This is a genomic window from Embleya australiensis (genome assembly GCF_051903075.1).
Taxonomy (GTDB): Bacteria; Actinomycetota; Actinomycetes; order Streptomycetales; family Streptomycetaceae; genus Embleya.
In genome coordinates this window covers 2,020,517-2,034,607 of record NZ_CP182422.1, presented here as the reverse complement: position 1 = coordinate 2,034,607, position 14,091 = coordinate 2,020,517, and the positions used below count along the sequence as shown (strand labels likewise).

Here is a 14,091-nt window from a genome sequence, read left to right as displayed (position 1 = left end):
TGTCGGCCTGACAGCCTAGGATCGCGGTCGTGGCAGCTACTCGGACCCCCCAGACCTCCGTTCCCGCCGGTTCCCGGCCGCGACTCCTGCTCCTCGACGGGCACTCGTTGGCGTACCGGGCCTTCTACGCGCTCAAGGAAGCGTCGATGAGTACCGCGACGGGTCAGCCGACCCAGGCGGTCTACGGGTTCACGTCGATGTTGGTGAACGTGTTGCGCGACGAGGCGCCGACCCATCTGGGTGTGGCGTTCGACGTGTCCCGGCAGTCGTTTCGCACCGAGGAGTTCCCCGACTACAAGGCGAATCGTTCGGAGACTCCGGAGGAGTTCAAGGGCCAGGTCGAGCTGATCGTCGAGGAGCTGACGGCGATGGGCGTGCCGACGATGCGCGTCGCCGGTTTCGAGGCCGACGACGTGATCGCCACGCTGGCGACCCGGGCCGCGGCCGAGGGTTTCGAGGTGCTGATCCTCACCGGCGACCGTGACGCGTTGCAGCTGGTCACGCCGGATGTGACGGTGCTGTATCCGATGATGGGCGTGAGCAAGCTGCACCGGTTCACGCCGGACGCGGTGGAGGAGAAGTACGGGCTGACGCCGGCGCAGTATCCGGACTTCGCGGCGCTGCGCGGCGACCCGAGCGACAATCTGCCGGGCATTCCGAAGGTGGGCGAGAAGACCGCGGCGAAGTGGATCCGCGAGTTCGGCTCGTTCGCCGAGCTGGTGGCGCGTGCCGACGAGGTCAAGGGTCAGGCCGGGCAGAATCTGCGCGACAACCTGGACAACGTGAAGTTGAACCGGCGGCTGACCGAGCTGGTGCGCGATGTCGAGCTGGATGTGACGCCGACGGATCTGGAGCGCAAGCCGTTCGACCGGGAGGCGGTCGAGGTGGTGCTCGACGCGCTGGAGTTTCGCAACGCGAGCTTCCGGGAGCGGCTGTGGGCGGTGGACCCCGGGGCGGTGGTCGCGGTGGCGGAGCCCGAGCCGGGCTTCGAGATGGACACCACGGTGGTCGCGCCGGGCGCGCTGGCCGAGTGGTTGGCCGAGCACGCGGCGGGCGCGGAGCGCACCGGGCTGGCGGTGGACGGTTCGTGGGGGCGCGGCACCGGTGAGGTGAAGGGGTTGGCGTTCGCCGCGGCCGACGGGTCGGCGGCGTTCGTGGATCCGCTGACGATGGACGCGGGCGACGACGCGGCGCTGGCGGCGTGGTTGGCGGATCCGCGGCGGACCAAGGCGGTGCACGACGCGAAGGGGCCGATTCTGGCGCTGGCCGCGCGCGGCTGGGCGTTGTGGGGGATCACCAGCGATACCGCGCTGGGCGCCTACCTGGTGCTGCCCGGGCAGCGCTCGTTCGCGCTCGAGGGCCTGGTGGAGCGGTTCCTGGGGCGCGAGTTGCGGGTGGACGCGGGTGGTTCGGGCGACGGGCAGTTGGCGCTGGACATGTCCGACGAGGCCGACGCGGAGCCGGGCGCGGCGTTGATGCTGGCCGCGCGGGCGGTGGTGGATCTGGCGGCGGCGTTGGATACCGAGCTTGCCGCCAAGGGCGGGTTGGAGCTGCTGCGCGACATGGAGTTGCCGCTGTTGCCGGTGCTCGCGCACATGGAGCAGATGGGTATCGCGGCCGACCTGCCCTATCTGGAGCGGCTGCAGGAGCAGTTCGCGGCGGCGGTCAAGCAGGCCACCGAGGAGGCGCACGCCGCGGTGGGGCACGAGTTCAACCTGGGCTCGCCCAAGCAGTTGCAGGAGATCCTGTTCACCGAACTGGGCCTGCCCAAGACGAAGAAGATCAAGACCGGGTTCACCACCGACGCCGACGCGCTGACCTGGCTGGCCACGCAGACCGACAACGAGTTGCCGGTGATCCTGCTGCGCCACCGCGACCAGACCCGGCTGCGCACCACGGTCGAGGGTCTGATCAAGACGGTCGCCGACGACGCGCGCATCCACACCACGTTCAACCAGACGGTGGCGGCCACGGGCCGGTTGTCCTCGCAGGACCCGAACCTGCAGAACATCCCGATCCGGACCGAGGAGGGCCGGCTGATCCGGCGCGCGTTCGTGGTCGGCGAGGGCTTCGAGGGGCTGCTCACCGCCGACTACAGCCAGATCGAACTGCGGATCATGGCCCACCTGTCGCAGGACACCGCGCTGATCGAGGCGTTCACCTCGGGTGAGGATCTGCACTCGACGATGGCCGCGCAGGTCTTCTCGGTGGCGCCGGAGGCGGTGGACCACGGGCTGCGCAGCAAGATCAAGGCGATGTCCTACGGATTGGCGTACGGGCTCTCCGCGTTCGGCCTGTCCCAGCAGTTGGACATCGAGCCGGCCGAGGCGCGCGGGCTGATGGAGACCTATTTCGAGCGGTTCGGCGGGGTGCGCGACTACCTGCACAAGGTGGTCGAGGAGGCCCGGCAGACCGGCTACACCGAGACCGTGTTCGGCCGCCGGCGCTATCTGCCGGATCTGACCAGCGACAACCGGCAGCGGCGCGAGATGGCCGAGCGCATGGCGCTGAACGCGCCGATCCAGGGGTCGGCGGCGGACATCGTCAAGGTCGCGATGCTCGCGGTGGATCGGGCCATGCGGGAGGAGAAGTTGGCCTCGCGGATACTGCTCCAGGTCCACGACGAACTGGTCCTGGAGGTGGCGCCCGGCGAGCGGGAGCGGTTGGAGGCGCTGGTGCGTCGGGAGATGGCCGGCGCGTATCCGCTGCGCGCGCCGCTGGACGTCTCGGTCGGTTTCGGGGCGAACTGGGAGGACGCCGGTCACTGATCCGGAACGAGTGCGCCGTGGGGGTGGAGAGCCGGCCGAAGCCGGCATAGGTTCGCACGGGCACCGGTGGTCGCCGACGACCGGTGCACCGTCGAACTCGCGCACAGAGGGGGGGCTTCGTGGAAGAGGCCGAATCGGGGCCCGATCCGCGGAAGCCGGGCGAATCGGAGGCGGACACCGGCGAGGTGTCGGCGGAGCGGATATCCGCCGCCGCGCCCGCGGCCGAATCCGAGAGCACGCCCGGACCCGAGAAGCCGCCGACGTCCGGCGCGCCCGAGGAGCCGGCCAAGCGCAGACGGATCCTGAATCCGTGGCTGGGCAGCGCGGCGGCGATCCTCGTGGTGTTGGCGTGCGGCGCGGCGGTGCAGTCCCCGTTCACCATGGTCACCGCGCACCGGGTGCCCACCTCTGACCTGCCGCGCCTGTCGGACGCGGCGCCGGTCGGCGGCGTCTCGGTCAACGGCGGCGGCCCGGCGCACTTCGAGTTGCCGCCGCCGGTGGTGCCGGCCGCGCTGCCGGGGGCCGCCACCACCGCTGCCACCACGCCGCCGGCGACCACGGCGGCCCCGGGCGCGACGTCCTCGGCCGGGCCGCGGGGCACCACCGCGACCGGGACCGGCGGGATACCCCAGACGGTGCTGCTCGCGTATCAGCAGGCAGCGTCGAACCTGGCCCGGATGGATCCCGGCTGCAAACTGCCGTGGACGCTGCTCGCGGGCATCGGCCGGGTGGAGTCGGAGCACGCGTACGGCGGGAACGTGACCGTGGACGGCACGTCGGTGACCCCGATCCTGGGTCCGCGCCTGGACGGCGGGCAGTTCGCCCGGATCCCCGACACCGACGGCGGACGCTACGACTTCGACACCGAGTTCGACCGCGCCGTGGGGCCGATGCAGTTCATCCCGTCCACCTGGAAGGGCTGGGCGATGGACGGCAACCGGGACGGCGTGGCCAACCCGCAGAACATCTTCGACGCGACGCTCACCGCGGGGCGCTACCTGTGCGCGGGCAACCGGGACCTGTCCACCGGGGCCGGGCTGAACGCGGCCATCCTCAGCTACAACCACTCCAACGAATACCTGCGCACGGTCACTTCGTGGATGACCTACTACGCGACGGGCGCGCGTTCGGTGCCCGACGCGCGGCAGCCGGTCAAGCCGACCACCAAGGCGCCGACCACGAAGCCCGCCGACACCAGATCGGCGAACCCGCCGGCAACGGGCGATCCGTCGAAGGGCGCGACGGCGAGCGCGTCGGGGTCGGTGACGCCGCCGATCTCGTCGAGCGCGTCGGGAGCGCCGGAGCAGTCCGCCTCGACGGCGGCGTCGGCCGACACCCCGACGACGGGCAATCGGTAGCCGGCCCGAACCCGAACGGAATCCGATCCGCAAATAACGGGAACCTGTTCTCGTTTCTTGCTACCGTGCCCCATCGCCGACCGTCGCGGCGTCGGCCGGGGCAGCAGGAAAGGTGGGACCGCCGAATGCGTTCCTTCGCAGCGGTCGTGGCCGGGGCGCTCCTCGCGGTCGGGGCCGCGTTCGTGCTGAACGCGTGCGCCGCCGCGGATCCCGGGCCCGTGCACAAGCCGCTCCAGGTCACGAGCCCGCCCGCGCGTCCCTGACCGCGCCGGCGCGAATCCGTACCCGGTTCCATCGTCAAGGGGTCCACCTCGATGCGTCGTAAGTCCGGTCTGATCCTCCTGGTCGCGGCCGTGTTCTGTGTGGCCCTGGCGCCGCTGTTGCGCGAGTTCGTCCTCCCGAGACTGGTGGCCAAGGCGCTCGCGGGCGAGGACGCCTACCGGGTGCTGGTTCTGGACGCGACGAACGCCACGCTCCTGGGCGCGCCCGAGGGCCCGGGCAGGGCCAAGGTCACCGCGATCCAGGCGATCCGGCCCAACGCCAAGGACAGCCACGGCTCGACCGTGGTGTGGGACCTGAACCTGGCCGTGGTGGACGGCACCGGCAAGGTGGTCACCCAACTACCCGAGCGCTACGCGTTCGACGCGGCCGGCCAGATTCCGAAGAACTGCTGCGGCGAATCCGTCGACGGCGCCCCGGCCGCGCACACCGGCCTCGCCTACAAGTGGCCGTTCTTCACCGGCAAACGCGACTACAACTACTACGACTCGCAGGCGCACAGCGCGAACGTGATCTCGTACAAGGGCACCGCCGAGCGCGACGGTCTGCGGACGTACCGCTTCGAGCAGGTCGTGCCGTGGATGAAGATCCCGATGCCCAGGCAACTCCCGGGCGGCCTGGACCCGGTCGCGGTGGAGAAGGAGGGCATGCAGCTCTGGTACACCGCGACCCGGAAGATGTGGGTCGAGCCGGTCACGGGCATCCCGGTGTACATCGAGGAGACCCGCACCGAGGAGCTGCGCACGTCGCCGCCGGCGGACGACCCCAACGCCAAGCCGGTGGTCACCAAGGTCTTCGACGGCACCTTCAAGCTGCGCCCGGAGTGGTCGGCCGCGCTTGTCGCGGACGCGAAGGACTGGAGCGGGACGCTGCGGCTGCTGCACGATACGGCGCCGTTGGGGTTGATCGTGGTGGGCGTGTTGTTCTTTGTGACGGCCGTCGTGTTGCAGTTCGTGGCGGACCGTAAGGCGCCTCGGTCGCGACCTTCGGTCGAGGGGGAGCGGCAGGCGCGCACGTTGGCCGAGGTGCCGTAGCGCGCTTTGCGCGCGAGGTTGGTGTGCGAGAGCGCGCTTCGCGCGAGGTTGGTGTTCCCGCCCGCACCGCCCGTTGCGTGTGGTGTGGATGCCGCGGATTCAGGGCTTCCGGGGCGCCTGGCTCGGCCTGTCGGCCGCCTTCGGGTCTGGTTGCTCAGTCCTTGGTGCAGACGAAGATCGCCGTGCCCGGGAGCAGGCGGCCGCGTAGGGGGCTCCAGCCGCCCCAGGTGGATTCCAGGTCTTCGGGCCATTCCGGTTCGACGATGTCCAGGAGGTGGAAGCCGGCGCCGACGACCTCGCGTACCCGCTCGCCGAGCGTGCGGTGTTGTTCGACGTAGGTGGCCCGGCCGGTGTGGTCCTGCTCGACGTAGGGGGTCGTGTCGAAGTACGAGGCGACCGCGGTCAGCCCCTCCGGCCCCGGCTCGTCCGGGAACGCCCAGCGGATCGGGTGGGTGATCGAGAAGACCCACCGCCCGCCCGGTCGCAGCACCCGGAACACCTCGCGCATGATCCCCGCCCCGTCAGGGCTGAACGGCAGCGCGCCGTACGCGGAGAACGCCAGGTCGAAGCTCGCGTCGGCGAACGGCAGCCGGCCCGCGTCCGCCTGCACCACCGGCACCCGGGTGCCGTGCTCGGCGTCCAGCCGGCGCGAGTGCTGGAGCTGGCGCAGCGACAGGTCGAGCGCGATCGGGAACGCGCCGCGCGCCAGCAGCCGCCGCGAACACTGCGCCGCGCCCGCGCCGACTTCGAGCACGGTGCGCCCCTCGACCGGGCCGAGCAGCTTCACCCGGTCCTCGTCCAGCCCTTCCGGGCACCACGTGAAGCGCGCGTCGCCGAGGAAGTCGCCGTGCTCGACCTGGTACTCGTCGGCGTTCGCGTCCCACCACCGGCGGCCCGCGCGCACGCTCTCGACGAGGCCGACCCGGCGGCGTACCGCGTCGTCGTCGACGCCGTCCGCGTCCTCGGGGTCGACGTAGCGCGCGGCCAGTGACGCGTGGGGGTCGTGGGACGTGGGCCGGTTCACTTGGCTCCCAGGTTGCGGTGAAGCCGCGGTATCGCTGCGGGCGGGCATGGACGCGCGTAGGGTACTCCCTTCGGGACGTCCGGGTTGATCGCATGCATCCGGTGCGCGTTGACCGCACCCGGTCGGCCCCGTATGCTGCAAGTTGCGCCGCGGGCCTGCGTGAACTCAGACGGAGCAGGTCGCGCTCACCTTTGTCGATCCCACGCCATCCTCTTGCATGGACTGCGGTCGTCGGGGGCGAAACCGGGTCCACAAGCGTGTTTGAAAACGACTTCTGTCCGTACCCGGAGCCCTTACCCACATGACGAGCAGCACCGAGGCCACGCCCAGCACCACCCCGCAGGTGGCGGTCAACGACATCGGCTCCGAGGAAGACTTCCTCGCAGCGATCGATGAGACGATCAAGTACTTCAACGACGGCGACATCGTGGATGGCGTGATCGTCAAGGTCGACCGGGACGAGGTCCTGCTCGACATCGGTTACAAGACCGAAGGCGTCATCCCGTCCCGCGAGCTTTCCATCAAGCACGACGTGGACCCCCACGAGGTCGTCACTGTCGGTGACCACATCGAGGCCTTGGTTCTCCAGAAGGAGGACAAGGAAGGCCGCCTGATCCTCTCGAAGAAGCGGGCGCAGTACGAGCGCGCCTGGGGCACGATCGAGAAGATCAAGGAAGAGGACGGCATCGTCACCGGTACCGTCATCGAGGTCGTCAAGGGTGGTCTCATCCTGGACATCGGCCTCCGCGGCTTCCTCCCGGCCTCGCTGGTCGAGATGCGTCGTGTGCGGGACCTCCAGCCGTACGTGGGCAAGGAGCTCGAAGCCAAGATCATCGAGCTGGACAAGAACCGCAACAACGTGGTCCTGTCCCGCCGTGCCTGGCTCGAGCAGACCCAGTCCGAGGTGCGCCAGACGTTCCTCACGACCCTGCAGAAGGGTCAGGTCCGCACGGGCGTCGTCTCCTCGATCGTCAACTTCGGTGCGTTCGTGGACCTCGGCGGCGTCGACGGCCTGGTGCACGTCTCCGAGCTGTCCTGGAAGCACATCGACCACCCGTCCGAGGTTGTCGAGGTCGGCCAGGAAGTCACCGTCGAGGTCCTCGACGTCGACATGGACCGCGAGCGTGTCTCCCTGTCGCTGAAGGCGACCCAGGAAGACCCGTGGCAGCAGTTCGCCCGGACCCACCAGATCGGCCAGGTCGTTCCCGGCAAGGTCACCAAGCTCGTTCCGTTCGGTGCGTTCGTCCGCGTGGACGAGGGCATCGAGGGTCTGGTGCACATCTCCGAGCTGGCCGAGCGCCACGTGGAGATCCCGGAGCAGGTCGTCCAGGTCGGCGACGAGATCTTCGTCAAGGTCATCGACATCGACCTCGAGCGTCGCCGCATCAGCCTCTCGCTGAAGCAGGCCAACGAGGCGTTCGGCGCGGACCCGGCCACGGCCGAGTTCGACCCGACCCTGTACGGCATGGCCGCGACCTACGACGACGCGGGCAACTACATCTACCCGGACGGCTTCGACCCCGAGACCAACGACTGGCTCGAGGGCTTCGACAAGCAGCGCGAGGAGTGGGAGAAGCAGTACGCCGACGCCCAGGCGCGCTTCGAGTCGCACCAGCAGCAGGTCGTCAAGGCCCGCGAGGCCGAGGCGGAGGCCGTGGCCGGCGAGGCCGCGGGCGCGTACTCCTCGGGCGGTGACGACGAGGTCGAGGCCGACAACACCACCGGTGGCGCCCTCGCGTCCGACGAGGCGCTGGCCGCGCTGCGCGAGAAGCTGGCCGGCGGCCAGAGCTGAGCTCGGGCACACGACGCCTGAGGTGAACCTCGGGTAGCCGGATGTATCGCGGGGCCCCATCTCCCTTCGGGGAGGTGGGGCCTTTCGATGTCCCGGGGGCGACGGCGTTTTCCGCGTGCGGGGGCGCGAACGGCACTAGGGTCGGGATCGGTCACACGGCAGCCGGGGGAGGGTGCGGCGTGTACGTCTCGTCCACACGTGCGGATGCGCCGCTCGCGCGGCCCGGGTCGGGGCGCGGTGTGGTGGTCACCGGCAATGTGATCGCCCTGGGCATGGTCAGTCTGGTCACCGACGTCTCCTCCGAGATGGTCACCGCGGTGATGCCGGTGTACCTGGTCACGGGCCTGGGCCTGACGATGCTTCAGTTCGGCTTCCTGGACGGCCTGTACTCCGGTGTCACGGTCTTCCTGCGGTTGATCGGCGGCCACCTCGCGGATCGGTTCGCCGCCCGCAAGCCGGTCGCGGTGGTCGGCTACGGGATGTCCGCCGTGGCCAAGCTCGGCCTGCCGCTGGTGGGCGCCTCGGTGCCGGGGATCGGCGCGGTGCTCGCCGCCGACCGGGCGGGCAAGGGGCTGCGGACGGCCCCGCGCGACGCGCTGATCTCGCTGTCCAGCACGCCCGAGGCGCAGGGGCGCGCGTTCGGCGTGCATCGTGCGCTCGATACGGTCGGGGCGTTCACCGGGCCGCTGGTGGCGTTCACCATCCTGGCGGCGGTGGGCACCGCCTACGACGCGGTGTTCGTGGTGAGCTTCTGCGTCGGCCTGGTGGCGGTGGCGATGCTCGTGTTGTTCGTGCGCGACCACCGCGATCCCCCGGAGCGCCGGCCCGGATGGCGTGACGGGGCGCGGCTGTTGCGGGATCGGCCCTATCGCCGGTTGTGCGTGGTGGCGGCGGTGCTGGGCCTGGTCACGGTCAGCGACGCGTTCGTGTATCTGCTGCTCCAGCACCGGCTGGAGATCCGCCCGCACTGGTTCCCGCTGTTGCCGCTGGGCACCGCCGGGGTCTACCTGGTGCTGGCGCTGCCGCTGGGGCGGCTGGCCGACCGGGTCGGGCGGCGTCGGGTGTTCCTGGCCGGGCACGGCGCGCTGCTCGCGGCGTATGTGTTCTTGGGCGGTCCGCTCGGCGGGGTGCCGCTGCTGCTGACCGTGCTCGCCCTGCACGGGGTGTTCTACGCGGCCACCGACGGCGTGTTGTCGGCCGCGGTGGGCGCGCGGTTGCCGGCGGCGGGTCGGGCGGGCGGGATGGCGGTGGTGCAGACCGGGCAGGCGGTGGGCCGGTTCGCCTCCTCGATGATCTTCGGCGCGTTGTGGACCGTGTGGGGGCCGGCGACGGCGATCCGGGTGCTCGCGGTCGCCCTCGCGGTGGCCCTGTTCGGCTCCACCCTCGCCCTGGCGGGTCGCCGGGTGCGGGCGACGCGACCCACGGAGGTCCACGATGTCCGTTGACATCGACGGCGACGCCGACGCCGACGCGCCGGTGAAGCCGGTGGTCACCCGGCGGCGCGTACTGGTGTTCGCGCTGGTCCTGGTGCTGCTCGCGGGCATCGCGGTCGGCTACACGGTGTACGCGGTGCGGCGCGAGGACGACCGGCTCTACGGCGGCGACGGCACCGCGCCGGGCGGGCCGCCGCTGAGCCTGGTCGGCGCGCCGCGGCTGCTGTTCCGCAGCACCGAGTCGGGCCCGGGGTACGGTCGGTTGGCCACCGTCGCGGCGGCCGATCCGGGCGGGCCGCGCACGGTGGGCGAGCGCTCCTGCGACCGGGTCTACGCGGCCGGCGGCACCGCGGTGTGCCTGGCCACCGAGGGCGGCCTGACCCGGACCCCAGTCGCGCTGGTCCTGGACGCGGACCTGCGTCAGGTGCGCCGGGTCGAGTTGGCCGGCACGCCCAACCGGGCCCGGGTCTCGGCGTCGGGGCGGATGGCCTCGTGGACCGTGTTCGTCTACGGCGACTCGTACGCGTCCATGACCTTCTCCACCCGGACCTCGATCCTGGACACCCGCACGGGCGAGCTGACCGCGAACCTGGAGGACTTCACCACCACCCGCGACGGCAAGGAACTCAAGTCGCCGGACCGCAACTTCTGGGGCGTCACCTTCACCGCCGACGACAACACGTTCTACGCCACCCTGTCGACCAACAGCACCGGCCGCACCTACCTGGTCCGCGGGGACCTCGCGGCGCGCACCATGACGGTGCTGCGGGAGAACGTCGAGTGCCCGTCGTTGTCCCCCGACGGGACCCGGCTGGTGTTCAAGAAGAAGATCTCGCAGAGCACCCGCAACCCGTGGCGGCTGCATGTGCTCGACCTCGCCACGATGCGCGAGACGCCGCTCGCGGAGACCCACAGCGTGGACGACCAGGCGATCTGGATCGACGACCACACGGTGGGGTACGCACTGCCCACCGGCTCCGGCGCGGCCGGCGACGTGTGGTCGGTGCCGGCCGACGGCGGCGGCGCGCCGACCCGGCTCGTGATCGGCGGATTCTCCCCGGCGCCGCTGCGCTGACCCGCGCAAGGACGCGCTTGTGCATCGGCCCGGCCTCGCGCAGGCTGCGGGTCTGCCACAGTTCCGTCACGAAATGCCGGTCGCGGCGCGGCGGTGTCACCCGTTCGGCAGCGTGTGACCTGGAACGAAGCCGCAGGACGGGTGCCCGATCGGTGGCGGTCCCTTCGGGGTGATACCGGGCCGACTCGGCGAAGAGCGCCCGCGAGGTTCGCGTACCCTGACTCATTGGTGCCATGCGCCGGGCTCATCTGGAAGTGGCCCGTGTGGCGGTCGGGACGACCGCCGGAGCACGTAGGCCCCCGGACTTCGGGGCAGGGCGCTCACTCGACGTGCAGTAGGAATTGGGGATTTCGATGGCCTTTGGTGGAGCGTTCGCCACCGGGCAGGTAGTCAAGACCGTCGGCGCGTCCGACGTCGCCCTGTACCGCGGGGTGCGTGGCCGCACCGGGCACCCGGTCGTCCAGCGCACGAGCAAGGCGCTGTCCTTCGCCGGGGAGCACGCGGGTGTCTGGCTCGCCGCGGGCCTGGTCGGCGCCGCGGTGGACCGCGACCGCCGGCCCGAGTGGCTGCGCGCCACCGCGACCGTCGCCGGGGCGCACGTGGCCAGCATGGTGATCAAGCGGGTCGTGCGCCGGCCCCGACCGGCGATAGCGGGTCTGGAGCCGACCGTGCGTACCGCCGGCCGACACAGCTTCCCCTCCTCGCACTCCGTCTCCTCCGCTGCCGCGGCCGTGGCGTTCCACGGTCTGCTGCCCACGGCCGTCACCGGCACGGCAGCCGCCGCGACGTGTTTCTCGCGGCTCGTCGTGGGCGTCCACTATCCGTCCGACGTGGCCGCCGGCGCGACCATGGGTCTCGCCGCGGGTGGCTTGGGTCGTGCCTGGGCTCGCCGCGCAGAGCGTCCGAAGGGGTTCTGAAGTCTTGAGTACATCCGAAGTCGAACCGTCGCTCGAGGCGGAAGAGGACCTGGTCGCCACCGCCGCGGCGGCCACCGCCACCGTCACCGCCCCGACCCCGGTCGAGGCGCCCGCGCCGCCGCGCGGCGGGCTGGCCGGCGGCCTGCTGAAGCTGGCCCGGCCCAAGCAGTGGGTCAAGAACGTGCTCGTGTTCGCCGCGCCGCTGGCGGCCGGGCGACTGGACGAGGGCTACGTCCTGGGCCACAGCGCGATCATGTTCGCGCTGTTCTGCCTCGCCGCCTCGGCGATCTACTACATCAACGACGCGTTCGACGTCGAGGCCGACCGCGAGCACCCCACCAAGCGCAACCGCCCGATCGCCTCCGGCGTGGTGCCGGTCAAGCTCGCCTGGACGCTCGGCCCGATCCTGGGCATCGCCGCGGTGGTGCTCGGGGTGCTGCTGTGCAACCCGGGGACCGCGCTGGTCCTGGGCCTGTACGTGGTGCTCAACGTCGCGTACTGCTTCTCCTTCAAGCACGTGGTCGTGCTCGACCTGGCCATGGTCGCCTCCGGCTTCCTGTTCCGGGCGATGGCCGGCGGCACCGCGTCCGAACTGCCGCTGTCGCGCTGGTTCCTGCTCACCGCGGGCTTCGGGTCGTTGTTCATGGTCGCGGGCAAGCGCTACTCGGAGATGGTGTTGATGGGCGAGGAGGCGGCCAAGACGCGCGCCTCGCTGGCCAACTACTCGATCACCTACCTGCGCTTCGTGTGGCAGATGGCGGTCTCGGTGACGCTACTCACCTACTCGCTGTGGGCGTTCCAGATCCCCGAGGGCGATTCCACCCTGGCCTGGCACCAGTTGTCGCTGATCCCGTTCGGCTTCGCCTTCCTGCGCTACGCCGTGTACGTGGATGCCGGAACCGCGGGGTCCCCGGAGGACGTTCTCCTCAAGGACAAGGTCCTCGTCGGCCTTGGCTTCGCCTGGCTTCTCACCTTTGTTCTGGGAGTGTTCCATGTCTGACGGCCCGTCGGCCGACGTACGACCAACCGCTCAACGGGTCCGGCTGAACGGATGGGGACGCACCGCCCCCACCTTCGCCGACGTCGTGCGGCCCACCACCCGCGAGCAGGTCGCGACCGCCCTGGGGCAGCGCACCTCGCGCGGGGTGATCGCCCGCGGCCTGGGCCGTTCGTACGGCGACCCCGCGCAGAACGGCGGCGGCACCGTCCTGGACATGACCGGCCTGGACCGGATCCTCGCGGTGGACCTGGAACGCGGTCTGGTCACCTGCGAGGCCGGGGTCAGCCTGGACCGGTTGATCGAACTGTTCGTCCCGTTCGGCTTCTTCGTCCCCGTCACCCCCGGCACCCGGCAGGTGACCGTGGGCGGCGCGATCGGCGCCGACGTGCACGGCAAGAACCACCACGCCGACGGCAGCTTCTGCAATCACGTGTTGTCCATGGACCTGCTCCTGGCCGACGGCACCGAGCGCACCGTCACCCCGGAGAACGACCCCGAGCTGTTCTGGGCCACCGCCGGCGGCATGGGCCTGACCGGCCTGGTGTTGTCCGCGACCATCCGCATGACGCCCATCGAGACCTCGCTCGCGTCGGTGGACACCGACCGCACGCGCAACCTCGACGAGGCCATGGCGCTGATGGCCGAGACGGACGAGAAGTACACGTACACCGTCGCCTGGCTCGACTGCCTGGCCAAGGGCGCCAACCTGGGCCGCTGCGTGCTCACCTGCGGCGAGTTCGCGGCGCTGGAGGACCTGCCCGCCAAGCAGCGCCGGGACCCGCTGCGCTTTCGTACCGGCTCGCTGCTGACCGTGCCGGACCTGGTGCCGGGTCGGCTGCCGAACAAGCTCACCATGGGGCTGTTCAACGAGCTGTGGTACCGCAAGGCGCCCAAGCACAAGGTTGGTCAACTCCAGTCGATCACCGCGTTCTTCCACCCGCTCGACCTGGTCCAGGAGTGGAACCGGGTCTACGGGCGGACCGGCTTCCTCCAGTACCAGTTCGTGGTGCCGTTCGGCCGCGAGGACGGGCTGGTCAAGGCGGTCGAGACGATCAGCCGGCACGGCGCGCCCTCCTCGCTCACCGTGCTCAAGCGCTTCGGTCCGGGCAACGCGGGCTTCCTGTCCTTCCCCAAGCCGGGCTGGACGCTGACCCTCGACTTCCCGACCAACACCCCCGGCCTGGCCCGGCTGCTGCGCGAGCTCGACGAGATCGTGCTGACCAACGAGGGCCGCTTCTACCTCGCCAAGGACTCGCGGATGGACCCGGCCCACCTGGCCCGGATGTACCCGCGGCTGGAGCAGTTCCGCGAGGTGCGCGCCAAGGTCGACCCGGACGGGGTGTTCGTCTCCGACCAGGCGCGCCGGCTCGGGATCTGACCGGCCGGCCCCGCAGCACCCCCTCCTCCGTCT

11 protein-coding genes are annotated in these 14,091 nt (G+C 70.9%); 10 read left to right on the top strand and 1 reads right to left on the bottom strand.

The window, feature by feature from the left end:
- The first annotated feature begins 20 nt into the window (after positions 1–20).
- The 4 genes from polA (at position 21) to ACMXN5_RS08400 (ending at position 5,439) form a co-directional block, all read left to right on the top strand.
- Entirely contained in the window at positions 21–2,768 is a 2,748-nt protein-coding gene (gene polA / locus ACMXN5_RS08415; RefSeq protein WP_439677972.1) for a DNA polymerase I, read from the top strand.
- A 119-nt stretch (positions 2,769–2,887) separates the two neighbouring features.
- Positions 2,888–4,126, top strand: a complete 1,239-nt coding sequence (locus tag ACMXN5_RS08410) for a lytic transglycosylase domain-containing protein (RefSeq protein WP_439674724.1) — start codon at positions 2,888–2,890, stop codon at positions 4,124–4,126.
- Between the two features lie 125 nt (positions 4,127–4,251).
- Positions 4,252–4,389 (top strand): hypothetical protein, encoded by a 138-nt coding sequence (locus ACMXN5_RS08405; protein ID WP_160161682.1) that lies wholly within the window; start codon positions 4,252–4,254, stop codon positions 4,387–4,389.
- Positions 4,390–4,440: 51 nt separating this feature from the next.
- Positions 4,441–5,439, top strand: a complete 999-nt coding sequence (locus tag ACMXN5_RS08400) for a DUF3068 domain-containing protein (RefSeq protein ID WP_439674723.1) — start codon at positions 4,441–4,443, stop codon at positions 5,437–5,439.
- A gap of 154 nt (positions 5,440–5,593) precedes the next feature.
- Here the strand turns inward: ACMXN5_RS08400 and ACMXN5_RS08395 are convergent, their stop codons facing one another.
- Positions 5,594–6,511, bottom strand: a complete 918-nt coding sequence (locus ACMXN5_RS08395) for a class I SAM-dependent methyltransferase (RefSeq protein WP_439674722.1) — start codon at positions 6,509–6,511, stop codon at positions 5,594–5,596.
- 253 nt (positions 6,512–6,764) lie between these two features.
- Here ACMXN5_RS08395 and rpsA point away from each other — a divergent pair, with 253 nt between their 5' ends.
- The 6 genes from rpsA to ACMXN5_RS08365 all read left to right on the top strand — a co-directional run bounded on the left by rpsA (position 6,765) and on the right by ACMXN5_RS08365 (position 14,058).
- Positions 6,765–8,255 (top strand): 30S ribosomal protein S1, encoded by a 1,491-nt coding sequence (gene rpsA, locus ACMXN5_RS08390; RefSeq protein ID WP_395788920.1) that lies wholly within the window; start codon positions 6,765–6,767, stop codon positions 8,253–8,255.
- 179 nt (positions 8,256–8,434) lie between these two features.
- Positions 8,435–9,700 (top strand): MFS transporter, encoded by a 1,266-nt coding sequence (locus ACMXN5_RS08385; RefSeq protein ID WP_439674721.1) that lies wholly within the window; start codon positions 8,435–8,437, stop codon positions 9,698–9,700.
- On the top strand, positions 9,690–10,763 hold the full coding sequence (locus ACMXN5_RS08380) for a hypothetical protein (RefSeq protein WP_439674720.1): 1,074 nt from the start codon (positions 9,690–9,692) through the stop codon (positions 10,761–10,763). Before ACMXN5_RS08385 ends, ACMXN5_RS08380 begins: the two co-directional genes overlap by 11 nt.
- 353 nt (positions 10,764–11,116) lie before the next feature.
- On the top strand, positions 11,117–11,680 hold the full coding sequence (locus ACMXN5_RS08375; protein WP_395788914.1) for a phosphatase PAP2 family protein: 564 nt from the start codon (positions 11,117–11,119) through the stop codon (positions 11,678–11,680).
- Positions 11,681–11,684: 4 nt separating this feature from the next.
- Positions 11,685–12,680: a decaprenyl-phosphate phosphoribosyltransferase gene (locus ACMXN5_RS08370; protein WP_395788912.1), complete on the top strand. Its 996-nt coding sequence runs from the start codon at positions 11,685–11,687 to the stop codon at positions 12,678–12,680.
- The gene (locus ACMXN5_RS08365) at positions 12,673–14,058 is read left to right on the top strand and encodes an FAD-binding protein (protein ID WP_439674719.1); all 1,386 of its coding nucleotides are present in this window, start codon (positions 12,673–12,675) and stop codon (positions 14,056–14,058) included. The genes ACMXN5_RS08370 and ACMXN5_RS08365 overlap by 8 nt, the downstream gene beginning before the upstream one ends.
- Positions 14,059–14,091 lie beyond the last annotated feature (33 nt).